This window comes from Streptomyces sp. NPDC007945, assembly GCF_042958885.1.
Lineage (GTDB): Bacteria > Actinomycetota > Actinomycetes > Streptomycetales > Streptomycetaceae > Streptomyces.
Window position 1 is genome coordinate 269,904 of record NZ_JBIBJV010000006.1, and the last position, 21,382, is coordinate 291,285.

Sequence of the window (21,382 nt, forward strand, 5' to 3'; positions counted from 1 at the left end):
TCACCAGGACTGTAAAAGCCCTCAGAGCGCGGACGGCGCCGCGAGGGCGGCGTCGACCGCCGCGTACGTGACCCCGTGGTCGGCCAGCGTCTCGGCGACGACCCCGCCGGCCGTGGTGAGCGCCAGGAGCAGGTGCTCGTCGCCGATCTCCCGGTCCTTGCGCGCCAGCGCCACCCGCAGCGAGTTCTCCAGGACGGACTTCGCCTCGCGGGAGAAGGGCCTGCGCCCCGAGAGCCTGCGGCGGCCGGAGAGGGCTCCGGCCCCGTGGGCGGCCTCGACGCGGGCGACGATCGCGTCGACGTCGATGCCGAGTCCGGCCAGCGCCTCGGAGTCCGCCCGCGAAAGCCCGGCCCGCCGGCGCGCGTCGGCGAGCGCGGCGACCAGCGCGGGCCGGCGCTCCGCCGGACAGATCCGCCCGAGCACCCCCGCCGCCCGCGTCCCCTCCCGGTCCAGCAGCGCGAGCAGCAGGTGCTCGGCGGTCACCGCCTCGGCCCCGCTCCGCTCCGCGTGCTCGGCCGCCCCCTTCACCACGCCCCGGGCCGCCTTCGTGAACCGCTCGAACATCACTGCCTCCCGTACTTCTTGTGAACGGCCTGCCGGCTGACCCCCAGCTCGGTGGCGATCTCCTGCCAGGACCACCCCTGGTGGCGCGCGCTGCGCACCTGGACGGCCTCCAGCTGTTCCAACAGCCGCCGCAGGGCGGACACGGCCCGCAGCCCCACCCGGGGGTCACGGTCACCGGCCCGCGCGGCGAGATCGGTCGCATCGGTCATGCCGTCAATGTAGGTTGACACCCGCCGCTCGTCAACCCTGGTTGACAGCGCTTCCGGGTGTGAGGGGCGTGCGGTGGGGGGCGGGCCCGCAGGGCGGGTCCGCGGGGGTTAGAGTCGGCGGCCGGTCCGCGTCGGCGGGCGGGAACAGGGGGGTGGGATGTACGCGCAACTCAGGGAGACGGCCGCGGAATTGGCCGGGGTCCTGTGGCGGGAGCACACGGTGTACCGGGAGCGGGGCGGGGGCGTCGTCATCCGCGGCGAGCACGTGCGCCGGTGGATCAGCCTCGCCCCGACGGGCGGCAAGGACCGGGCGCTGCTGCGGGCGGGGCGGATCCTCGACGGGGGGACCACGGCCCCGGCCCGTACCGAGGTCGTCGTCGACCTGACGGCGCCGGTCGCCGAGCTGGCGACCGTCTGCCGGCGGATGCTCGCCGAGGTCGCCGCCGCGGCCGACGCGGGTCCGGGCGGGGGCGCGGACCCGGGACCCTCGCGCGCCGGGCGGCCGGGCAAGGGCCGGAAGGGCCGCAAGGCGCCGAAGGCCCCCCGGGCGGCGAAGGCGCGCGCGGCGCGGACGGGAAGGAGCCGGCACACGGGCGCCGGCTCCTGGGTGGTCCTGGTCCTGGTCGGCGTCGCCGTGGCCGCCTGGGCGTACACCCTCCTCGGCGGCCCCGGCCACTGACCAGCGGCCCTAGAAGCCGGTCACCGGGTAGTGGTCCGACAGGTTGGTGTACGTGTACGTCGTGCCCCAGCTGGAGACCGACCACGGCGCGGACGACTCCAGGACCACGTGGTTCGTCCAGTTCGCCGGGCGGGCGTTGCCGGCCCGGTACAGGACGTGGTCGAGGTCCTCGCGCGGGTCGTCCGGGTAGCGCTCCGCCGCGATCGAGTTCAGCTCGGTGTCGAAGGAGTACGGGTGGCCGGTGCGGGCGTCCGCCCCGGCGAGGCCCGCGTCGGCGAGCATCGTCGCGTACTCGGGCGTGTGCGAGTCGACGTTCATGTCGCCCGCGACGATCACCTGCTCGCCCGCCGGGATGTTCTTCGCGTCGAGGAAGGCGTCCATGGCCTTGAACTGGCGGCTGCGCATCTGCGCCGCCTCGCCCGCCGAGCAGCCGGGGTCGGTGGACTGGGCGTGGGTGCCGACGACGTGCACGCGGCTGCCGTTCACGTCGAGGACCGCGTAGGCGAAGCCCTTGTTCGAGTACCAGTCGGCGCCGCACGCGTCCTTGTACACGTACTGCTCCTTGCGGACGATCGGCCACTTGCTGAGGATCGTCACCCCGCCGTCCTCCGGGGTGGTCGCCGAGTAGGCCCCGCCGGTGGCGTCCCAGCCGGTCTTCGACCGGCCCACGACGGGCGTCTGGTGCGGGTAGGCCGCGGCGGCGTTCGCCTTGAGCGCGTCGGAGGCGGAGTTGTCGAAGGCCTCCTGGAGCACCACGACGTCCTGGCCCTGGAAGAAGGGGGCCGCGGGGATCGCGCGCGCCCGGTGGTCCTGCCCCCAGTTCGGGTACAGGGTCTTGCTGAAGAGGAAGGCGTTGTACGTGAGCACCTTCAGGCGGGGCGCCGCGGCGGCCTCGGGGGCGGCCGAGGCGGCGGGGGCGGTCGCCGCCAGGGTGGCGGCGGCGAGCGCGAGGGACACGGCGGCGCCGGGGATGCGGCGGAACGCGCTGAGGGTCACGTGAACTCCCGTGGGATGGTGGGGGGTTGGACTCGGCGCGGGCCATACAACCAGTCGTAGTTACCTTCCGGTAGCCTCCAGGTGCCGGGAATCTTGCCCGCGTCGTACGAGCGCGCCAACGATCACGGGGGTGTACGATCCGCCGGTTTCGGGACCAGGTAGGATGCGCGCCATGACGACCCTCGCCTCCAACGCCAAGATCTTCGACATGGACCTCGGCCCGCTCAACCCGGTCTGGGCCGAGCTCATCCTCGGCTTCGCCGTGTTCTTCCTGACCTTCTTCTTCCTGGCGAAGGTGATCCTCCCGAAGATCAAGCGCACGATCGAGCAGCGCGAGGACGCCATCGACGGCGGCACCGAGCGCGCCGACGACCTGCGTTCCGAGGCCGCGGACATCCGCGCCCAGTACGAGGCCGAGCTGGCGGAGGCCCGCCACGAGGCCGCCCGCATCCGCTCCAAGGCCGTCGAGGAGGGCTCCGCGGCCATCGCGGCCGCCCGCGCCGAGGGCCAGGCCGAGCGCGACGCGATCCTCGCCGCCGGCACCGCGAAGATCGCCGCCGAGCGCGAGGCCGCCGAGCGCGAGCTCAACGCCGACGTCGACGCCTGGGCGCACGCCCTCGCCGGCCGCATCGTCGGCGAGCCGGTCGGCGCCGACCGCGCCTGACCGCGCCCGCACCGCACACCACCACGCCGGGGCCGTTCCCGGGGCCGCCAAGCCCCCGGGAACGGCCCCGGCGTCGTACGCCCCGAAGGTGCACCCTGAAGGGGCGACCACCGAGGCGAGAGGCAGGGCCCCGCATGACCCCCGACGACGAGACGCCCGGCAGCCCGGCGACGGCCTCCCGGCCCGGCCCGGCGCGGACGGACGTGTCCGAGGCAGACCCGGCGGGGTCCGGCGTGTCCGCGCCGGGCCCGGCGCGGTCCGGTGCGTCGGCGCCTGACCCGGCTCGCTCCGGCGCGTCCGCGCCCGCCCCCGCCGCGACCGGCGTGTCGGCGACCGATGTGCCCGAGACCGACCCCTCGGCCGCTCCCGCCGGCCCCGGAGCCGTACCCGGAGCGGGCCCTGGGGCGGAGCCCGGGGCCGTGCCCGGAGCGGGGCCCCGAGCCGTGCCCGCGTCGCGGCCCGCGGCTCGTGCGGCGCGTCCGCAGGGTGGGGAGCCCGTGCCGCCGCCGGTCGGCGGTGTGCTCTGGTCCGTCGCGGGGGACGTGCGGGCGCTGCTCATGCTGCCCGCCGCGCTCGCCATGCAGGTCGCGCATCCGGCGATCGGGGCGGGCGTCGACGAGCACTCCGTGTTCCGGACCGACCCGTGGGGGCGGGGCGAGCGGTCGCTGCGGTCCGTGCAGCTCTGGGTGTACGGGGGCGAGGAGGCCGCCGCCGAGGGGCGGCGGCTGCGCGCGCTGCACCGGGACATCCGGGGCACCGACGCCCACGGACGCCGCTACCACGCCCTCACGCCCGCCTACTACGCCTGGGTGCACGCCACCGGCTACCCCGTCTACCGGCACGGCCTCGCCCTGCTCCACCGCCCGCTCACCGAGGCCCAGGACCGCCGGCTCTACGCCGAGTGGCTCCAGGTGGGCCGGATCCTGGGCATCCACGACCGGGACATGCCGCAGACCGTCGAGGAGTTCTGGCCCGCCTACCGCAAGGTCCTCGCCGAGGAGCTGGAGGCCACCGCCGTCGTCCGCGAGCTCCTCGACCCGGACGCCCCGGTCCCCGCCCCCGACCGGGGCCCGCTCCCGCTGCGGCTCGTCGTCCGCCCGCTCTGGCCGCTGCTCCGCCGCCCCTTCCAGCGGATCCGCGCCTTCCTCACCGTGGGCCTGATGCCGCCGGACGCCCGCGCGGCGATCGGCCTGGAGTGGACCCCGGAGCAGGAACGGAGGCTGCGCCGCGTCGCCCGGGTCGTCCGCGTGGTCGTCCCCGTGCTGCCGGAGCGGCTGCGCTATCTGCCGCTCGCCCGGCGCGCCAGGGCGGCCGCCCGCCGCGCCGCGCGCTGACGGACGGCCGCCCGTGCGGGGCCGGGTCCGGCCTACCGGTGGTCGTGCACCCCGTTCGTCGCCGCGATCTTCCGCCACGACTTCGGCTGGACCGGCGCCGCCGGAGTCCGGGCGAGGGAGGTGGCGGCGGCGGCCGCCGAGGGGCCGGCTGCGGGCTTGGCCGGCTCGTACAGCCAGGTGTCGAAGAGCTCCGCGAGCGGCTCGCCGGAGACCTCCTCGGCGTACCGGACGAAGTCGGCGACCCGCGCGTCACCGTGCGCGAACCGCTGCGGCCACCCCTTCAGGATCGTGAAGAAGTCCTCGTCGCCGATCTCGTTCCGCAGCGCCTGGAGCGCCAGCGCGCCCCGGTCGTACACGGCGATGTGGAACTGGTTCTCCGGCCCCGGGTCGCCCGGCTTCACCGTCCAGAAGGGATCCTCGGCGGTCCGCACGGCGTACACGTAGTCGGCCAGTTCCTGGGCCGTGCCCTCGCCCTCCTTCTCCGACCACAGCCACTGCGCGTAGCGGGCGAAGCCCTCGTTGATCCAGATGTCCTTCCAGTCGCGCACCGAGACGCTGTCGCCGTACCACTGGTGGGCGAGCTCGTGGACGACCACGGAGACGTTCGAGCCGTTCGCGAACTGCCGGGGGCTGTAGAACGGCCGGGTCTGCGTCTCCAGCGCGTAGCCGCTGGTCACATTGGGGACGTAGCCGCCGAGCGCGTTGAACGGGTACGGGCCGAAGGCCTCCTCCAGCCACTCCGCGACCTCGGCGGTCCGCTCGATCGAGGCCCGGGCCGCGCCCGCGTGGTCGCCGAGGTCCTTGCTGTAGGCGTTGAGGACCGGAAGCCCGTTCGCGGTCGTGTCCGTCGTGATGTCGAACTTCCCGACCGCGAGCGTGGCCAGATACGGCGCCTGCGGCTTGTTGGAACGCCAGTTGAAGCGGGTCCAGCCCAGCCGCGAGGACTGCGACTGGAGCACGCCGTTGCTGATCGCCTGGGTGCCGTCGGGCACCGAGACGGAAACGTCGAACGTCGCCTTGTCGCGCGGGTGGTCGTTGGAGGGGAACCACCAGGCGGCCGAGTCGGGCTCCTGCGCGGCGACCCCGCCGTCCGGGGTGCGGTGCCAGGCCGACCAGCCGCCGACCTTGAACTCGGACGGCTTGCCCGCGTACCGGACCACCACCGTGACCTGCCGGTTCTTCGGCAGCGACACCGCCGGCACGATCTCCAGCTCGTGCTCCCCGGTGGCCTTGAACGAGGCCCGCCGGCCGTCGACCCGCACCTCGCTCGCCTTCAGCCCCAGGTCGAGGTTGAACCGGGAGAGGTTCTGCTTCGTCGTCGCCAGGATCGTCGCCGTCCCCTCCAGGAGGTCGGTCGCCGGCTGGTACTTCAGGCGCAGGTCGTAGTGGGAGACGTCGTAGCCGCCGTTGCCGGCGGTGGGGTAGTAGGAGTCGCCGATGCCCGGCGCGCCCGGGACGTAGTCGGCCGCCGAAGCCGGGATCGCCAGCAGCAGCGAGGCCGCGAGGGCGCTCGGAACGATGATTCTGCGGTGCACGGAGGGCTCCCCCAAGTCGTGGGTGACGAAGACGCATGGGTGGGCGTCGGTCCTTGATCCGGACTTGTTCGGACTCTATGAAGCACGCGACGGAGGGTCACGTAAAGGGCGCCTTCCGTCACACGATCGCCATTCGGCCGACACGAAGCACCGTTCACCCGTTTCCCGCACGCGGTCTTCCGCACCCCGGGACCGGCGAGTACGGTCCGGCCATGCCGATGCCCACGCCCGTGCCGAAGCGTCCGCGTGCCGCCCGCCGCGCCCTGCTCCTCGCCGCCGGGGCGGCCCTCCTCGGACTCCCGCTCGTCGCCGTCCCGGCGAAGGCGGCGGTCCCGGACGCGCCGCCGGCCCCGCCCCGGACCGGCTTCGAGGCGAGCGGCGGCGCCCGCTGGACGACGGACGCGGAGGAGCGCGACTTCCTCGCCGCCGTCGACCGGCGCAGCCACCGGCTCGCGGTCACCACCATCGGCACCACCGAGCAGGGCCGGCCGCTGCGGCTCGCCGCCCTCGGCCCCGCCCGCGGCGCCACCACGGTGCTGCTCGTCTGCAGCCAGCACGGCGACGAGCCCGCCGGGCGCGAGGCCTGCCTCAGCACCGTCCGCGACCTGGCCCTCGCCCGCGACCCCGGGACGCTGCGGCTGCTCGCCCGTACCACCGTCCTCGTCGTGCCCAACGCCAACCCCGACGGCCGCGAGGCCGACACCCGGGGCAACGCCGCCGGCATCGACGTCAACCGCGACCACCTCGCGCTGCGCACCGCCGAGGCCCGCGCCCTCGCCGCCGTGATCCGCGACCGCCGGCCCGACCTGGTCCACGACCTCCACGAGTACGGCGCCACCCCCGGCTACTACGACAAGGACCTCCTCGCCCTCTGGCCGCGCAGCCTCGACACCGACGCCCGCGTCCACGCCGAGTCCCGCGTCCTCTCGGAGGAGTACGTCCGCCCCGGCGCCGCCCGCGCGGGCCGCACCCACGGCGTCTACGGCATCTGGACCGACCCCTTCACCGGCCGCCCCGTGAAGCAGGTCGCGGGCGACGGCCAGGAGCGCATCCTGCGCAACACCGCCGGGATCAAGCACATGGCCGCCCTCCTCGCCGAGACCCGCGAGGACCCGCTCGGGGAGGCGGAGGAGCGCGACCCGGCCCTCTCCCAGCGGCGCAGGGTCGCCACCCACCTCACCGCCCTGGGGGACGTCTTCGCGTACGTCTCCGAGCGCCGCGCCCCGCTCGCCGCCGCCACCTCCGCCGCCCGGCTCGCCGGTCTCGCCGACGCCGGGCCCGTCTACCTCGGCGGCGCCGACAACGATCCGCCCGAGCCCGCCGAGATCATCGCCGACCCGCCCTGCGGCTACCGCCTCGACGCCGCCCAGTACGCCGAGGCAGGCGACGAACTCGCCCTGCACGGCGTGGTGTCGAGCCGAACCCCGGACGGCGGCGCGTACGTCCCGCTGCGTCAGTCGCATCGGCTCCTGGTCCCGCTGCTCCTCGACGGCCGCGCCGCCCACCACCTCGTCAGTGGGCGTCCTGTGGAGGAGTGTTGACCTTTCCGTGGGAAAGGAGGGGCATGTCCGGTCGGTCCCGTTGGGGCGGGTAAAGTTACCGGCCGGTACTGACCATGCCTCATACGGGCTCTATCGGCCCCGACTTGGAGAACCACATGTCCCACGCGACGCGTGCGCGCCGCACCCTGCCCGCCCTGTTCGCCACGATGCTGCTGGCCGGGGGCCTGCTGCTCGGACAGACCGCCGCCGCCCCGTCGGCGGAGGCCGCCTCCGGCCGGACCTGCAACCCCGCCCAGCTGTACGACCAGGCCCGCGCCGAGCGCGACCGGGCCGCCCAGCTCAAGCGCCTCAAGGCCTACGAGGAGTCCCGCCGCGCCTACGCCCGCGCCGACGCCCTGCAGCGCCGCGCCAAGCAGTGCGAGCGCGCCGACGAGGTCGTGGCCCCGCCGTTCGGGAAGTGACCCGCGCGGGACGCGCCCGTCCCGCAGGCCCGTCGAAGGCCCCCGTCCGTCACGGACGGGGGCCTTCGGCCGCCCCGCCGGCTCGGCCGGTCACCAGGTCCGCCGCCCGCCGCGCGCAGCCCCACGCCACCGTGACCCCGGCGCCCCCGTGCCCGTAGTGGTGCACCAGGAGGCCGCCGCCAGGCAGTCGCACCCCCTCGACGCGCACCCCGCCGGCCCGGGCCGGACGCAGTCCCACCCGATGCCCGAGCACCCGCGCCCCGGCGATCTCCGGCCGGATCCGCGCGCACCGCGCCACGATCCCCGCCGCCGTCGCCCGGTCGGGCTCCCGCCCCTCCGCACCCTCCTCGGCGGTCCCGCCGAGGACCAGCCGCCCCGGCTGCGGGAAGAAGTACGTCGTCTCCGCCGCCCCCGCGTCCGCCGCCGTGAACCACTCCTCCACACCGGGGTTCTCCACCAGCACCAACTGCCCCCGCACCGGCCTCAGTCCGGCGTCGGGCACCAGCTCCCGCGCCGCGAGTCCCGTGCAGTTCACCACCACCGGCGCCGCCGCGGCCGGCTCCTCCCAGGCCGCGACCGCCCGCCGCTCGACCACCCCGCCCGCCGCCTCCAGCCGGCCCCGCAGCCACGCCAGGTGGACCGGCATGTCGATCAGCGGCAGCCGGGCCGCGAGCCCCGTCGCGTACGGCCCCGGGACCTCGTCCGGCGGCAGCTGCCGCAGCCCCGGCACCCGGGCGGCCCACGCCCCGAGGCCGTCCAGGCGCGTGTCCGCGTGCACCCCCGGCACCCACCGCACCCCGGTCTCCCGCGGCGCCCCGGCCAGCTCCCCGTACACCTCCAGCGACTCCAGTGCCCAGACCCCCGCCTCCTCCGCCGGCTCGATCCGGTACGGCCACCACAGGGCACCCGCCACCGCCGAGGTCGTCGCCTCCGCAGGATCCCGGGCCCAGACCCGTACCCGCAGCCCCCGCTCCGCCAGCACCACCGCCGTCGTCAGCCCGACGACCCCGCCGCCCACCACGATCACGTCGCCGCCCATGCCCGGACCGTACCCGGCCCGCCCCCGCCGCCCACGTAGGATGCGTGGTCTGATGACTGCCACCCTCGTCGCCAAGGACCTCGCCGCCGGCCACGGCGAACGCACCCTCTTCGCCGGGCTCGACCTCGTCGTCGCCCCCGGCGACGTCATCGGCCTCGTCGGCGCCAACGGCGCCGGCAAGTCCAGCCTGCTGCGACTCCTCGCCGGGCTCGACACCCCCGAGGAGGGCGAGGTCCGGCTCTCCCCGCCGACCGCGACCGTCGGCCACCTGCCGCAGGAGCCCGAGCGGCGCGCGGGCGAGACCGTACGGCAGTTCCTGGCCCGCCGCACCGGCGTCGCCGCCGCCCAGACCGCCATGGACGAGGCCACCCAGGGCCTCGTCGACGGCACCCCCGGCGCCGACGACGCGTACGCCACCACCCTGGAGCGCTGGCTCGACCTCGGCGGCGCCGACCTCGACGAGCGCGCCGAGGAGGTCGCCGCCTCCCTCGGCCTCACCGTCGACCTCGACCAGCCGATGACCGGCCTCTCCGGCGGCCAGGCCGCCCGCGCCGGCCTCGCCTCCCTCCTCCTCTCCCGCTACGACGTCTTCCTCCTCGACGAGCCCACCAACGACCTCGACCTCGACGGCCTGGAGCGCCTGGAGGCCTTCGTCAAGGGCCTGCGGGCCGGCACCGTCGTCGTCAGCCACGACCGCGAGTTCCTCACCCGCACCGTCACCAAGGTCCTCGAACTCGACCTCGCCCAGCAGCAGATCACCCTCTACGGCGGCGGCTACGACGCCTACCTGGAGGAGCGGGCCACCGCCCGCCGGCACGCCCGCGAGGAGTACGAGGAGTACGCCGACAAGAAGACCGCGCTGGAGAGCCGGGCGCTCATGCAGCGCAACTGGATGGACAAGGGCGTCCGCAACGCCCGCCGCAAGGCCACCGACAACGACAAGATCGGCCGCAAGCTCCGCGGCGAGGCCAGCGAGAAGCAGGCCGCGAAGGCCCGCCAGACCCAGCGGATGATCGAACGCCTGGACGTCGTCGAGGAACCCCGCAAGGAGTGGGAGCTGCGGATGGAGATCGCCGCCGCTCCCCGCTCCGGCTCCGTCGTCGCCACCCTCCGTGACGGCGAGGTCCGCCGCGGCGACTTCGCCTTCGGCCCCGTCACCCTCCAGATCGACTGGGCCGACCGGGTCGCCGTCACCGGCGCCAACGGCGCCGGCAAGTCCACCCTCCTCGCCGCCCTCCTCGGCCGCCTCCCGCTCGACTCCGGGCACGCCGCCCTCGGCTCCGGCGTCGTCGTCGGCGAGGTCGACCAGGCCCGCAAGCTGTTCCACGGCACCGAGTCGCTCCTCGACGCCTTCTGCGCCGCCGTCCCCGACACCGAGCCCGCCGACGTCCGCACCCTGCTCGCCAAGTTCGGCCTCAAGGCCGACCACGTGCTGCGCCCCGCCACCACCCTCTCCCCGGGCGAACGGACCCGCGCCGCCCTCGCCCTCCTCCAGGGCAGGGGCGTCAACCTCCTCGTCCTCGACGAGCCGACCAACCACCTCGACCTGCCCGCCATCGAACAGCTGGAGTCCGCCCTCGACGCCTACGAGGGCACGCTGCTCCTGGTGACCCACGACCGCCGCATGCTCGACGCGATCCGCGTCGACCGGCGCCTCCAGGTCGCCGACGGCAAGGTCACCGAACTCTGATGGGCACCGCCCTCGGCCGGGGGCCCGCCGCTGCGCGGACCCCCGTCCCCGGCGCGGTCCCCGACGCCCCGCGCGCCCTCGCGCCGGGCCCCACCCCGACCCCGGAGGCGACCGCGGCGGCCACGCCGCGGTCGGCGACGGACGACCCGGCCGCGGCCTCGCACGGCCGCGCCCCGGGCCGCGAACCGAACGAGTACGGCCTTCCGCGGGACGTGGAGGCGGCCGTCGAACCCGACACGTCGCCGACCGTCCCCGTCCTCGCGGGCGGCGCATCTACGGAGGCACCATGACCGACGACAGCGTGACCCGGCTCCTCGCGATGCTGGACGACCTCGACGCGGACGTCGACGCCACGATCGACCTCGCCGACGAGATCGCGGCGAGCGGCGACCGCACCCTGCTGCCGCGCCTGGAGTCCGCACTGGACCGGGCCGTCGCCGAGCGCAACGGCTACGCACGCGAACTCCTCGGCGGCGTCCTCGCCGCCCTCGGCGGCCCCGACACCCTCCCGGTCCTCGTCCGCGCCTCGGCGGTCGACCTGGGCGACGACCAGGACGGCCTGGCGGCGGAGATCGTCGACCTGGTCCAGGCCGACCCGATGAAGGCCGAGACCGTCCTGCGCCCGCTGACCGACGACGACGACCTCACCGTCGCCCACCGCGCCGACTGGGCCCTCCGCTTCCTGCCGTAGCCCGAGCCGGGCCCGCTCCGACGGCCCGGCCCCGGACGCACGGCGCCTTCGGGCCTGCGGGGTCCGCCTTTCGGACGCGGTGGCCCCGGGCCGCCGCGAGGTCAGCCCTCCCGCCCGCGGGGCCTGCCTCCGGGCCCGCCACGAAGACGGTCCCGCCATGAAGGCGGTCCCGCCATGAAGGCGGTCCCGCCATGAAGGCCGTCCCGGGACGTACGCCGCCCTCCCCCGGACACACGGCCCGCCCCCGGACGCCCGGCGCCCCCGGGCCCCGCCCTCGCGGCGGGGCCCGGGGGCGCCGACGCGTTCAGCGGCGCTTGCCGCCGCCCTCGCCCAGGAGGCCCGCCTTGCGGAGGGCGTCCGCCATGGCGCTGTTCGAGGGCGCGGCGGCCTGGCCGCGGGACTGGCCCTGGCCCTGCCCCTGTCCCGGTCCCTGGCCCCGCGACTGGCCGCGGCTCTGGCCCTGCCGCTGCTGGGGCGGGCGGCCGCCGCGGTCACGCCGCTGGCCGGACGGGGCGCCGGGAGCCGCGTCGGAGGCCGCCGCCTCGTCGTCGAGCCGCAGCGTCAGCGAGATCCGCTTGCGCGGGATGTCGACGTCGAGGACCTTCACCTTCACCACGTCGCCCGGCTTGACCACGTCCCGCGGATCCTTGACGAAGGTCTTCGACATGGCCGAGACGTGCACCAGGCCGTCCTGGTGCACACCGACGTCCACGAACGCCCCGAACGCGGCCACGTTCGTGACCACGCCCTCCAGGACCATCCCCGCCACCAGGTCGCCGATCTTCTCGACGCCCTCCTTGAAGGTGGCCGTCTTGAACGCCGGGCGCGGGTCGCGGCCCGGCTTCTCCAGCTCGCGCAGGATGTCGGTGACCGTCGGCAGACCGAAGGAGTCGTCGACGAAGTCGGCCGGCCGCAGCGACCGCAGCGTCGCCGTGTCGCCGATCAGCGCCGCGACCTCGCCGCCGGTGGTCTTCGCCATCCGCCGCACCACCGGGTACGCCTCCGGGTGCACCGCCGAGGCGTCCAGCGGGTCGTCGCCGCCCCGGATGCGCAGGAAGCCCGCGCACTGCTCGTACGCCTTCGGGCCGAGCCTGGCCACGTCCTTCAGCGCCTTGCGGGAGCGGAAGGGGCCGTGTGCGTCGCGGTGCGCCACGATGTTCTCGGCGAGGCCCGAGCTGATCCCGGAGACCCGCGAAAGCAGCGGCGCCGAGGCGGTGTTGACGTCGACGCCGACACCGTTCACACAGTCCTCGACGACCGCGTCGAGCGAGCGGGAGAGCTTCGTCTCGGCGAGGTCGTGCTGGTACTGGCCGACGCCGATCGACTTCGGGTCGATCTTCACCAGCTCGGCGAGCGGGTCCTGGAGCCGCCGGGCGATGGACACCGCGCCGCGCAACGACACGTCCAGGTCCGGGAGTTCCTGCGATGCGAACGCGGAGGCCGAGTAGACGGACGCGCCGGCCTCCGAGACCATCACCTTCGTCAGGTTCAACTCCGGGTGCTTGGCGAGGAGTTCGGCGGCCAGCTTGTCGGTCTCCCGGGAGGCCGTGCCGTTGCCGATGGCGATCAGCTCGACCGCGTGCTCCTTCGCGAGCCGCGCCAGCTTCGCCAGCGACTCGTCCCACCTGTTGGCCGGGACGTGCGGGTGGACGGTGTCCGTGGCGACGACCTTGCCGGTCGCGTCGACCACCGCCACCTTCACCCCGGTGCGGAAACCGGGGTCGAGGCCCAGCGTCGCCCGGGTGCCGGCCGGGGCGGCGAGCAGCAGGTCCCGCAGGTTCGCGGCGAAGACCCGCACCGCCTCGTCCTCGGCGGCCGTCCGCAGCCGCACCCGCAGGTCGATCCCGAGGTGCGTCAGGATCCGGGTGCGCCAGGCCCAACGGACCGTGTCCTGGAGCCACTTGTCACCGGGGCGCCCCCGGTCGGCGATGCCGAAGCGGCTCGCGACGATCGGCTCGTACGACGACGGCCCGTCGGTGGCCTCCTCCGGTTCCAGCTCCAGGGCGAGGACGTCCTCCTTCTCGCCGCGCAGCAGGGCGAGGATCCGGTGCGAGGGGAGCGCGGTGAACGGCTCGGCGAAGTCGAAGTAGTCGGAGAACTTCGCCCCCTCCTGCTCCTTGCCCTCCCGGACCCTCGCGACCAGCCGGCCCCGGCTCCACATCCGCTCCCGCAGCTCGCCGATGAGGTCGGCGTCCTCGGAGAACCTCTCGGTGAGGATCGCCCGCGCCCCCTCCAGGGCCGCGGCGGCGTCCGCCACGCCCTTGTCCGCGTCGACGAAGGCCGCCGCCGCGGCGGCCGGTTCCACCGACGGATCGGCCAGCAGCCCCTCGGCCAGCGGCGCGAGCCCGGCCTCGCGGGCGATCTGCGCCTTGGTGCGCCGCTTCGGCTTGAACGGCAGGTAGATGTCCTCCAGGCGCGCCTTGGTGTCGGCGGCGAGGATCCGGGCCTCCAGCTCCTCCGTGAGCCTGCCCTGCTCCCGCACCGAGTCGAGGACGGCGGACCGCCGGTCCTCCAGCTCCCGCAGGTAGCGCAGCCGCTCCTCCAGGGTGCGCAGCTGCGCGTCGTCGAGCATCTCGGTCGCTTCCTTGCGGTAGCGCGCGATGAACGGCACGGTGGAGCCGCCGTCGAGGAGCTCGACCGCCGCCCTGACCTGTCGCTCGCGTACGCCGAGCTCCTCGGCGATCCTTGCTTCGATGGACGTCGTCACCGTGTCCCGACCCGTCTGCTCGTACCACTGGCTTGCCCGTGCATTCTGCCGCGTCCGTCACCCGGACGCGGCAACCGGCCCGGATCCGCGCGTGCCGCGCGGCCTCCCCGGCTCAGCTCTTGCCGACGAGATCGGCGGGGAAGGCGCCCGCGGCCCCGGCGGCGGCCAGGAAACCGCGGCCCAGCTCGGTGAGGCGCTCCACGCCGGCCGCGCCCAGGTGCTCGTACGGGGCGGCGTCCAGGCGGTCGGTGGCCTCCTCCAGTTCCTCGCGCAGCCGGGCGCCGGCCTCCGTCAGTTCGCCGTCCGCGTCGAGGTACCCGCGCTCGCGCAGCCGTTCCCGTGCGGCCTCCCAGTCGGCCTGGCTCCAGCCCCGGGTGCGGAGGACCCAGCCCGGTGCCATGCCCTTGCCGGTGGCGGTGTGGGAGGCCAGCGCCTCGACCGGGTCGAGGCCCGCGCCGAGCAGGGCCGTCAGGTGCCCGTCGCCGCGGTGCTCGCGCAGCAGGGTCGCGGCGTGCCAGTAGGCGAGGTGCGGCTCCTCGGGGACCGGCAGGTCGGCGTTGGCGGAGTACAGCGGCCTGGCGTGCCGCGCGCAGGCCTCGGCGGCCCGCAGGGCGAGCCCGGCGGCCTCCGCCATCTCCGGGGAGGCGAGGGCCTCCTCGCCGAGCAGCCGGCGCAGGGTGGCGTCGACGGCCCGCAGCCGGGCGTCGAGGACGGCGGCGGGGGCGGCGGTCTCCCAGACCGCGGGCAGGTGCTGGGCGAGGTGCTCCCAGCGGTAGTTGTAGAAGGTCGCGGCGACCGTCCCTGCGCCGACGGCGCCGAGCGGGGCGCTGCGGGCGGCGAGCCGCATGGCGGAGCGGTCGGTGAGGCCGAGGATCCCGAACTCCCGGTCCAGGTCGGGGGAGAAGTACAGCGTCGAGTGGAGCGGGTTGAGGGCGTTGTGGCAGCGGCGCCCGGCCCGGGGCGGCAGAGAGGTCGTCATGGACCAGAACCTAACCGACTGCTCGGTACGGAGGGAACGGCCCATGGTGACCGACCCGCCCGCATGGCAGGAGAGGTGGGGTGGCCGTCCTTGCGGCCGTCCCGGCCGGGCCCGAAGGATGGGGGGCATGATCCAGCGTCCCGTCCTCGTCGTGCTCTTCGACGGCGTGCAGAGCCTCGACGTCACCGGGCCCGTCGAGGTGTTCCACGGCGCCCGGTGGGCCGCGGGCGCCGCGCGGGACCCGTACCCGATCCGTACCGCCTCCCCGGGCGGCGGAGCGGTCCGCACCTCCAGCGGGATGCGGATCCTGCCGGACACCTCCCTGGAGGAGGCCGTCGCCGACGGTCCGCCGCACACGCTCCTCGTCCCCGGCGGCGAGGGCACCCGGGGCGCCGACCCGGACCTCGTCGACTGGCTGCGCGTGCACGGGCCGCGCGCCGAGCGGCTGGTCTCGGTCTGCACGGGGGCGCTGCGGCTGGCCGAGGCGGGGCTCCTCGACGGGCACCGGGCCACCACCCACTGGATGGCCTGCGAGCACCTCGCCCGCCGCCATCCGGCGGTCGAGGTGGACCCCGACCCGATCTTCGTCAGGGACGGCCGGATCGCCACCTCCGCCGGGGTCACCACCGGCATCGACCTGGCCCTCGCGCTGGTGGAGGAGGACCTGGGCCGGGAGGCCGCCCTCGCCCTGGCGCGGATGCTGGTCGTGTTCCTCCGCCGCCCGGGCAACCAGGCGCAGTTCAGCGCCCAGCTCGCCGCCCAGACCGCGCGCCGCGAACCGCTGCGCGACGTCCAGGCGTGGATCGCCGAGCACCCGGACGAGGACCTGTCGGTGGAGCGGCTCGCCGCCCGCGCCCGGCTCTCGCCCCGCCACTTCGCCCGCGCCTTCCGCGCCGAGACCGGTGTCACCCCGGGGCGGTACGTCGACCGGATCCGCCTCGAACACGCCCGCAGGCTCCTGGAGGAGACCACCGGCGGCGTCGAGGAGGTCTCCCGCGCCGCCGGCTACGGCACCCCCGAGGCGATGCGCCGCGCCTTCGTGAAGACCCTCGACACCACCCCCGCCGACTACCGCCGCCGCTTCCACACCCCGACGACGGCCCACGCCCGCCCCGTCGCCCACGCCCGCCCCGGCGACCGGCCGCGCCCCCGCCCCGTTGCCCACGCCCGCCCCGGCGCCCGTCCCGGCGACCGGCCGCGCCCCCGCCCCGTCGCCCACGCCCGCCCCGTCGCTCACGCCCGTCCCGGCGACGGGCCGCACCTCCGCCCCGGCGCCCGCCCCCACCCCCGCACCCGTCACCTGAGAGGGATCACACCCATGCAGATCGCCGTCCTGCTCTACGAGGGCTTCACCACGCTCGACGCCGTCGGCCCGTACGAGATCCTCGCCCGGACGCCCGGGGCGGAGACCGTCTTCGTCGCCAAGGAGCCCGGCCCGGTCCGCAACGACCAGGGCAGCCTCGCGCTCGTCGCCGACAAGGCGCTCGCCGACGTGCCGCACCCGGACGTCGTCCTGGTCCCCGGCGGCCCGGAGACCCGCCGGGCCATGCACGACCCGGAGATCCGGGAGTGGCTGCGCGTCGCCGACTCCACCAGCACCTGGACCACCTCGGTCTGCACCGGCGCGCTGCTCCTCGGTGCCGCGGGGCTGCTCGACGGCCGTCGCGCGACCACCCACTGGCTGGCCTACGAGGAGCTGCGCGCGCTGGGCGCGGAGCCCACCGGCGAGCGGGTCGTCTTCGACGGCAAGTACGTGACGGCCGCCGGAGTCTCCTCCGGCATCGACATGGGCCTGCACCTGCTCGGCCGGATCGCCGGCGACGACGCCGCGATGACCGTCCAGCTGCTCACGGAGTACGACCCCCAGCCGCCGTACGACGCGGGCTCCCCGCTGAAGGCCCCCGCCCACCTGGTGGAGCGGTGGCGCGGCACCCGGGCCGAGGACCTGCCGCAGGGCTGAGCCTCAGAGGCCGTAGGTGAAGCGGGGCGCGCGGCGCTCCAGGAAGGCGGCGACCCCCTCGGCGGTGTCGCCGCTGCCGTGCGCCTGCGCCGCCCAGTGGGCGTCCCGGTCGAGCCGTCCGTCGGCGAACTCCTTGGCCGCGGCCTGGGTGAGCAGCGACCGGGAGGCGAGGATCCGGCAGAACTCCTCGACCCGCTTCGCCAGCTCGCCGGCCGGGTGCACCTCGTCCACGAAGCCGGTCCGCAGCGCCCGCTCGCTGTCGATGAGTTCGCCGGAGAAGAGGAGGTACTTGGCGGTGGCGGGACCCACCAGGGCGGCGAGCCGGCGGGTGGAGGACGAGGGGTAGACGATGCCGAGCTTCGCCGGGGTGATCCCGAAGCGGCTGCCCTCGGCGGCGAAGCGCAGGTCGCAGGCGCCCGCGAGCTGGCTGCCGCCGCCGACGCAGTAGCCGCGGACGGCGGCGAGGGTCGGCTTGGGGAAGGCGGCGAGCGCCTCCTCGGCGCGGACCGCCAGCGTCTGCTGCTCGTCCCCGGGCTCCCGCAGCGTCGAGATGTCGGCGCCGGCGCAGAAGGTGTCGCCGGCGCCGGTCAGCACCAGGACCCGGACCGCCGGGTCGGCGGCGAGCCGGTCGAGGACGGCGGGCAGCGACCGCCACATGCCCGCCGTCATGGCGTTCCGCTTGGCGGGGTTGCTGATGACGAGGGTCGCGACGCCGTCGGTGACGGTGTCGACGAGCTGCGGCTCCGGGGTCTCCATGGCCGGATGCTATCCACCGGTGTCGACCGTACGATCGGGAAGGGGTCGTCAGGCAGCCGCGAGGAGGCACGATGGCCAGGAAGAACCGGGACGAGGGCCTGGATCCCGTGCGGGAGAGGGCCCGTGAGGGGAAGAGACTCGGGCGGAGCTTCGGCTGGCTGGCCGCGCTCGGCGTGATCCTCGTGATCTGCGGGGTGGTCGGCCTGGTCTACACCGGGCTGGCGACGCTGACGTCCATGTGGCTCTTCGGCTGGCTGCTGCTCGTGGGCGGCCTGGTGGGCCTCGTGCAGGCGTACGCGTCCCGGGGCACCGGCGCCTTCTGGCTGGCGGCGGTGGTCGCGGCGGTGAACCTGGCGGCCGGCTGCGTGGTGCTCCGTCACCCGGAGGGAACCGCCGAGGCGCTGACGATGTTCGCGGCCCTGCTCTTCCTCACCGGCGGGGTCTTCCGGCTGGTCGGCAGCGTGGTGACGCGCGGCCCGCAGTTCGGCTGGACGCTGCTCCAGGGCGCCTTCGGGGTGCTCCTGGGGGTCCTGGTGCTCTTCGACTGGCCGGACAGCAGCCGGTACGTCATCGGCTGTTTCTTCTCGCTGGCGCTGCTCTTCGACGGCCTGGGGCTCGTCGCGATCGGGATCGGCGGCCGGAGGATCCTCGACATGGTCACCCCGGCGCCGCAACCGGCGGGGGAGGGGCCTCCGAGGATCCCCCCGGAAAACGCGCAGGATCAGTCGCACAACTGACGTCGACGTACGTCATCGATCAGAAGGTGGCCGATAGGTGTCGACTTCTGGTCAGTAGGTCGGGATGCCCCTCCGGATTGCCAAGACTCCCGGTGTGGCGAGAATCGAGCACGAGGGTGGGAACCGGACCATGGATGCCCGCGGAGGCGTCCCCGCCCGGCCACCGTCCTACGAAGGAGTCTGGCGCTTCACCGCTCCCGCGGTCGACGTCTCCGTCCCCCAGGCCCGGCACGCGGTACGCGACCTGCTGGCCCGCCAGGGAGTTCCGGTCCACGAGGACATCCGGCACGGGCTGCTGCTGATCGTCTCCGAGCTGGTCACCAACGCCGTGCGGCACGCGGCGCTGCTCTCCCCGGAGATAGCGGTCGAGGTGGCCATCGGGCCGGAGTGGGTCCGGGTGTCCGTCGAGGACAACCACCCCTACCGGCCCAAGGCACTGGAGGCCGACTACGGCCAGACCGGCGGCCGGGGCCTGCTCCTGGTGAAGGAGATCGCCCTGGAGGCGGGCGGCGCCTGCGACGTCGAGCACACCGCGGGCGGCGGGAAGATCATCTGGGCGGCGCTGCCCCTGGCCCCGATGGCACCGGGGCCGGGGACGACGGAGGGGCGGGTCACCAGCCCCCGGCAGGACCCGTCAGCTCCCTGATCGCCGGGCGCGCCGCGTCGAGCACCGTCATGAACCAGGCGGAGAACGGCGCGGCCGCGTGCCGCTCGGCCAGCTCGGCCGGGGTCACGAAGGCGTACTCCCCGATCTCCTCCGGGTCCGGCCGGGGGGTCGCCTGCACCAGGCCGACGAAGAGGTGGTTGAACTCCTGCTCCACCAGGCCCGAGGCCGGGTCCGGGTGGTTGTAGCGGACGGTGCCGGCCTCGCCCATCAGGGTGGGGGAGACGCCCAGCTCCTCGAAGGTGCGCCGGGCGGCCGCCGCGAAGGGCGCCTCGCCCGGGTAGGGGTGCCCGCAGCAGGTGTTGGACCAGACGCCGGGGGAGTGGTACTTGCCCAGCGCGCGGCGCTGGATCAGCAGCCGGCCCTCCTCGTCGAAGAGGAAGACCGAGAAGGCGCGGTGCAGCTGCCCGGGGGCCTGGTGGGCGGCGAGCTTCTCCGCCGTACCGACGGTGTTCCCGGCCTCGTCGACCAGTTCCAGCATGATCGGCTCCGGGGTGGCGGACGGCTCCGTGCCGTCCGACGCGAGCTGAGACGCAAGCCCCGGCGCGATCTCGGCCGTGGTGCCCTGTGTGGTCGGCATACCCATCCTTCGCTTCGGTCCTCGGCCCCTGGGGGCGCACCCAGTCTGCCGTACAAAAGCGGCTTGTCCGCACTTCGGCGGCCGGAGCCCGCCGCTCCCACCGCACCGGAGTACACCGGCGCGGGGGAGCGGCGGGCGCGACGGGACGACCGTCACGGGCAGGTCAGACGCCGAAAGCCGCCGGATAGGCGATCGTGCCCGACGGCACCGGCCCCGAACCGTCCAGGACCAGCGCCATCATCGCGTCGTCCGGAACGGCGAAACCTGGCCGGATTCCATACTCGGACGCCCGTGCGAAGCCGAACCGGGGGTAGTACTCCGGATGGCCCAGCACCAGCACGAGCCGTTCGCCCGCGAGCCGTGCCGCGTCGAGCGCCGCCCGGACGACGGCCTGCCCGGCACCGGTTCGCTGGTGCGCCGGCGCCACCGAGACCGGGGCGAGCGCCGCGGCCGGCGCCCCGTCCACCCGGCAGCGGGTGACCAGCGCGTGCGCGGCGACCGAACCGTCCGGCGCCTCGGCCACCACCGAGAGCCCCGGCAGCCAGGCGTCCGGGTCGGCGCGCAGGGCGCCGACGAGCTCGGCCTCGGCCGGCGACCCGAAGGCCGCCGCGGTCAGCTCCCGGACGGCCGCGTGGTCGCCCTCCCGCTCGGGGCGGGTGGGCCACCGGGGGTCGGCCGGGCGGAGCACAAGGCCCGCGTAGCCGTAGTCGCCGCCGTGGTCGCGGCGCAGCGCGATCTCCGCCCGGGCGGCCGCCACGGCCCCGGCCATGCCCGGCACCGAGGTGTCGGCGGCGTCGGCGTGGGCGGCCAGCGGGACGTAGTACTCGTCCCAGTCGCCGTCGGGCTGGAGGAAGGTGCCGAGCACGTGGTACCCGGCCCCGACCGCGACGGCGGCGAGCTCGGCGACCGTACGGAGCGGATAGTGCTCGTCCCAGAAGGCGCGGGCCTGCGGGGCGGGCGCGGTGGTGGTCCACACGCACTCGGTGAGGACCAGCGTCCCGCCCGGCGCGAGCAGCCGGCGCCACTCGGCGAGCGCCCGGTCGAAGCCGAGCACGAAGACCGAGCTCTCGGCCCAGACGAGGTCGAAGGAGCCGTCCGGGAAGGGCGGCGCGCCCATGTCGCCGCGGACCGCGTGGACCGAGCCGGCGAGGCCGCGGGCGGCGGCGGCCGCCCGCAGCTCGTCGAGGAACGGCTCGTGGGTGTCGACGGCGGTCACCTCGGCGCCCGCCTCGGCGGCCAGGAGCAGCGCGGAGCGGCCCGGGCCGCAGCCCAGGTCGAGCACGCGCGGACGCTCGGGGAGCGGACCCGCGAGCGCCAGGAGACGGCGGGTGGTGGCGTCGGAGCCGGGACCCTGCCGCGGAAGGCCGTGGTGCAGGGCGAAGAAGGCGTCGTGGGACGCGGAAGCGTTCTGGATGTCGTTGTCGGACAACGTGGAAACCCTCGGGTGAAAGGGTCCCGGCCGACGACGTGACGGACCGGTGGAAGAACCGGGATCAGGTCAGCCGGAGACCCGGGAGCTGAAGCTGGACCGGGTGCGGCCGCGGAAGGCGGCCCCCATCGCGACGGTCATCAACCTCAGCTCCTCTCACGCGCGCGTTCGTACGGCGAGCATCTCACAGCCGGGCCCCGCGGCGG

20 protein-coding genes and 2 pseudogenes are annotated in these 21,382 nt (G+C 75.3%); 12 read left to right on the top strand and 10 right to left on the bottom strand.

Going from position 1 to position 21,382, the window contains the following annotated elements; translation table 11 throughout:
• Window positions 1-21 precede the first annotated feature (21 nt).
• Together ACFZCF_RS20930 and ACFZCF_RS20935 are read right to left on the bottom strand one after the other, a co-directional pair.
• A complete protein-coding gene (locus ACFZCF_RS20930; protein WP_391287901.1) occupies window positions 22-564 on the bottom strand; it encodes a Clp protease N-terminal domain-containing protein in 543 nt (180 codons plus the stop codon).
• Window positions 564-773, bottom strand: a complete 210-nt coding sequence (locus ACFZCF_RS20935) for a helix-turn-helix domain-containing protein (RefSeq protein WP_043228359.1) — start codon at window positions 771-773, stop codon at window positions 564-566. The genes ACFZCF_RS20930 and ACFZCF_RS20935 overlap by 1 nt, the downstream gene beginning before the upstream one ends.
• Window positions 774-930: 157 nt before the next feature.
• On the opposite strand from ACFZCF_RS20935, the gene ACFZCF_RS20940 reads away from it, so the two are divergent.
• On the top strand, window positions 931-1,452 hold the full coding sequence (locus ACFZCF_RS20940; protein WP_391287902.1) for a hypothetical protein: 522 nt from the start codon (window positions 931-933) through the stop codon (window positions 1,450-1,452).
• A gap of 9 nt (window positions 1,453-1,461) precedes the next feature.
• Here ACFZCF_RS20940 and sph read toward each other — a convergent pair whose 3' ends face one another.
• Window positions 1,462-2,448, bottom strand: a complete 987-nt coding sequence (sph, locus tag ACFZCF_RS20945) for a sphingomyelin phosphodiesterase (protein WP_391287904.1) — start codon at window positions 2,446-2,448, stop codon at window positions 1,462-1,464.
• A 172-nt stretch (window positions 2,449-2,620) separates the two neighbouring features.
• Here sph and ACFZCF_RS20950 point away from each other — a divergent pair, with 172 nt between their 5' ends.
• Window positions 2,621-3,112 (top strand): hypothetical protein, encoded by a 492-nt coding sequence (locus tag ACFZCF_RS20950; protein WP_169089842.1) that lies wholly within the window; start codon window positions 2,621-2,623, stop codon window positions 3,110-3,112.
• Between the two features lie 497 nt (window positions 3,113-3,609).
• Window positions 3,610-4,446: an oxygenase MpaB family protein gene (locus ACFZCF_RS20955; RefSeq protein WP_388445661.1), complete on the top strand. Its 837-nt coding sequence runs from the start codon at window positions 3,610-3,612 to the stop codon at window positions 4,444-4,446.
• Window positions 4,447-4,478: 32 nt separating this feature from the next.
• On the opposite strand, the gene ACFZCF_RS20960 is transcribed toward ACFZCF_RS20955, so the two are convergent.
• Window positions 4,479-5,981 (bottom strand): M1 family aminopeptidase, encoded by a 1,503-nt coding sequence (locus ACFZCF_RS20960; protein ID WP_391287906.1) that lies wholly within the window; start codon window positions 5,979-5,981, stop codon window positions 4,479-4,481.
• Between the two features lie 212 nt (window positions 5,982-6,193).
• Between ACFZCF_RS20960 and ACFZCF_RS20965 the strand changes: the two genes are divergently transcribed.
• Window positions 6,194-7,522, top strand: coding sequence for a M14 family zinc carboxypeptidase (locus ACFZCF_RS20965; protein ID WP_391287908.1), 1,329 nt, complete (start codon window positions 6,194-6,196; stop codon window positions 7,520-7,522).
• Between the two features lie 116 nt (window positions 7,523-7,638).
• Entirely contained in the window at window positions 7,639-7,944 is a 306-nt protein-coding gene (locus tag ACFZCF_RS20970) for a hypothetical protein (RefSeq protein WP_382807692.1), read from the top strand.
• Window positions 7,945-7,993: 49 nt separating this feature from the next.
• Here the strand turns inward: ACFZCF_RS20970 and ACFZCF_RS20975 are convergent, their stop codons facing one another.
• Entirely contained in the window at window positions 7,994-8,983 is a 990-nt protein-coding gene (locus ACFZCF_RS20975; protein WP_391287909.1) for an FAD-dependent oxidoreductase, read from the bottom strand.
• 52 nt (window positions 8,984-9,035) lie between these two features.
• Between ACFZCF_RS20975 and ACFZCF_RS20980 the strand changes: the two genes are divergently transcribed.
• Genes ACFZCF_RS20980 through ACFZCF_RS20990 form a run of 3 tightly spaced genes read left to right on the top strand, consistent with a single transcriptional unit; the run spans window position 9,036 to window position 11,364 of the window.
• Window positions 9,036-10,673 (top strand): ABC-F family ATP-binding cassette domain-containing protein, encoded by a 1,638-nt coding sequence (locus ACFZCF_RS20980; RefSeq protein WP_388445674.1) that lies wholly within the window; start codon window positions 9,036-9,038, stop codon window positions 10,671-10,673.
• The gene (locus ACFZCF_RS20985) at window positions 10,673-10,963 is read left to right on the top strand and encodes a hypothetical protein (RefSeq protein ID WP_391287911.1); all 291 of its coding nucleotides are present in this window, start codon (window positions 10,673-10,675) and stop codon (window positions 10,961-10,963) included. The genes ACFZCF_RS20980 and ACFZCF_RS20985 overlap by 1 nt, the downstream gene beginning before the upstream one ends.
• Complete coding sequence (locus tag ACFZCF_RS20990; protein WP_391287913.1) at window positions 10,960-11,364, top strand: hypothetical protein; 405 nt, start codon at window positions 10,960-10,962, stop codon at window positions 11,362-11,364. Before ACFZCF_RS20985 ends, ACFZCF_RS20990 begins: the two co-directional genes overlap by 4 nt.
• A gap of 304 nt (window positions 11,365-11,668) precedes the next feature.
• Here the strand turns inward: ACFZCF_RS20990 and ACFZCF_RS20995 are convergent, their stop codons facing one another.
• Both ACFZCF_RS20995 and ACFZCF_RS21000 read right to left on the bottom strand, forming a co-directional pair.
• Window positions 11,669-14,071, bottom strand: a complete 2,403-nt coding sequence (locus ACFZCF_RS20995; protein WP_391287915.1) for a helix-hairpin-helix domain-containing protein — start codon at window positions 14,069-14,071, stop codon at window positions 11,669-11,671.
• 112 nt (window positions 14,072-14,183) lie between these two features.
• Window positions 14,184-15,050, bottom strand: a complete 867-nt coding sequence (locus tag ACFZCF_RS21000; protein WP_388445683.1) for a hypothetical protein — start codon at window positions 15,048-15,050, stop codon at window positions 14,184-14,186.
• A 127-nt stretch (window positions 15,051-15,177) separates the two neighbouring features.
• On the opposite strand from ACFZCF_RS21000, the pseudogene ACFZCF_RS21005 reads away from it, so the two are divergent.
• Window positions 15,178-16,149: pseudogene (locus ACFZCF_RS21005) on the top strand (GlxA family transcriptional regulator); the annotation flags it as partial.
• Window positions 16,150-16,383: 234 nt separating this feature from the next.
• Window positions 16,384-17,010, top strand: a pseudogene (locus ACFZCF_RS21010) (DJ-1/PfpI family protein); the annotation flags it as partial.
• 3 nt (window positions 17,011-17,013) lie between these two features.
• On the opposite strand, the gene ACFZCF_RS21015 reads toward ACFZCF_RS21010, so the two are convergent.
• Window positions 17,014-17,766, bottom strand: coding sequence for an enoyl-CoA hydratase/isomerase family protein (locus tag ACFZCF_RS21015; RefSeq protein ID WP_388445689.1), 753 nt, complete (start codon window positions 17,764-17,766; stop codon window positions 17,014-17,016).
• Between the two features lie 71 nt (window positions 17,767-17,837).
• On the opposite strand from ACFZCF_RS21015, the gene ACFZCF_RS21020 reads away from it, so the two are divergent.
• Both ACFZCF_RS21020 and ACFZCF_RS21025 read left to right on the top strand, forming a co-directional pair.
• Window positions 17,838-18,503: an HdeD family acid-resistance protein gene (locus tag ACFZCF_RS21020; RefSeq protein ID WP_388445692.1), complete on the top strand. Its 666-nt coding sequence runs from the start codon at window positions 17,838-17,840 to the stop codon at window positions 18,501-18,503.
• A gap of 130 nt (window positions 18,504-18,633) precedes the next feature.
• Window positions 18,634-19,149 (top strand): ATP-binding protein, encoded by a 516-nt coding sequence (locus tag ACFZCF_RS21025; protein ID WP_388445695.1) that lies wholly within the window; start codon window positions 18,634-18,636, stop codon window positions 19,147-19,149.
• Here ACFZCF_RS21025 and idi read toward each other — a convergent pair.
• Window positions 19,115-19,747 carry an isopentenyl-diphosphate Delta-isomerase gene (gene idi / locus ACFZCF_RS21030; RefSeq protein ID WP_388445698.1) on the bottom strand — a complete coding sequence of 211 codons (633 nt, stop codon included), beginning with the start codon at window positions 19,745-19,747 and terminating at the stop codon, window positions 19,115-19,117. The genes ACFZCF_RS21025 and idi overlap by 35 nt on opposite strands.
• A 163-nt stretch (window positions 19,748-19,910) precedes the next feature.
• Window positions 19,911-21,176, bottom strand: a complete 1,266-nt coding sequence (locus ACFZCF_RS21035; protein WP_391287919.1) for a GNAT family N-acetyltransferase — start codon at window positions 21,174-21,176, stop codon at window positions 19,911-19,913.
• Between the last annotated feature and the right edge of the window lie 206 nt (window positions 21,177-21,382).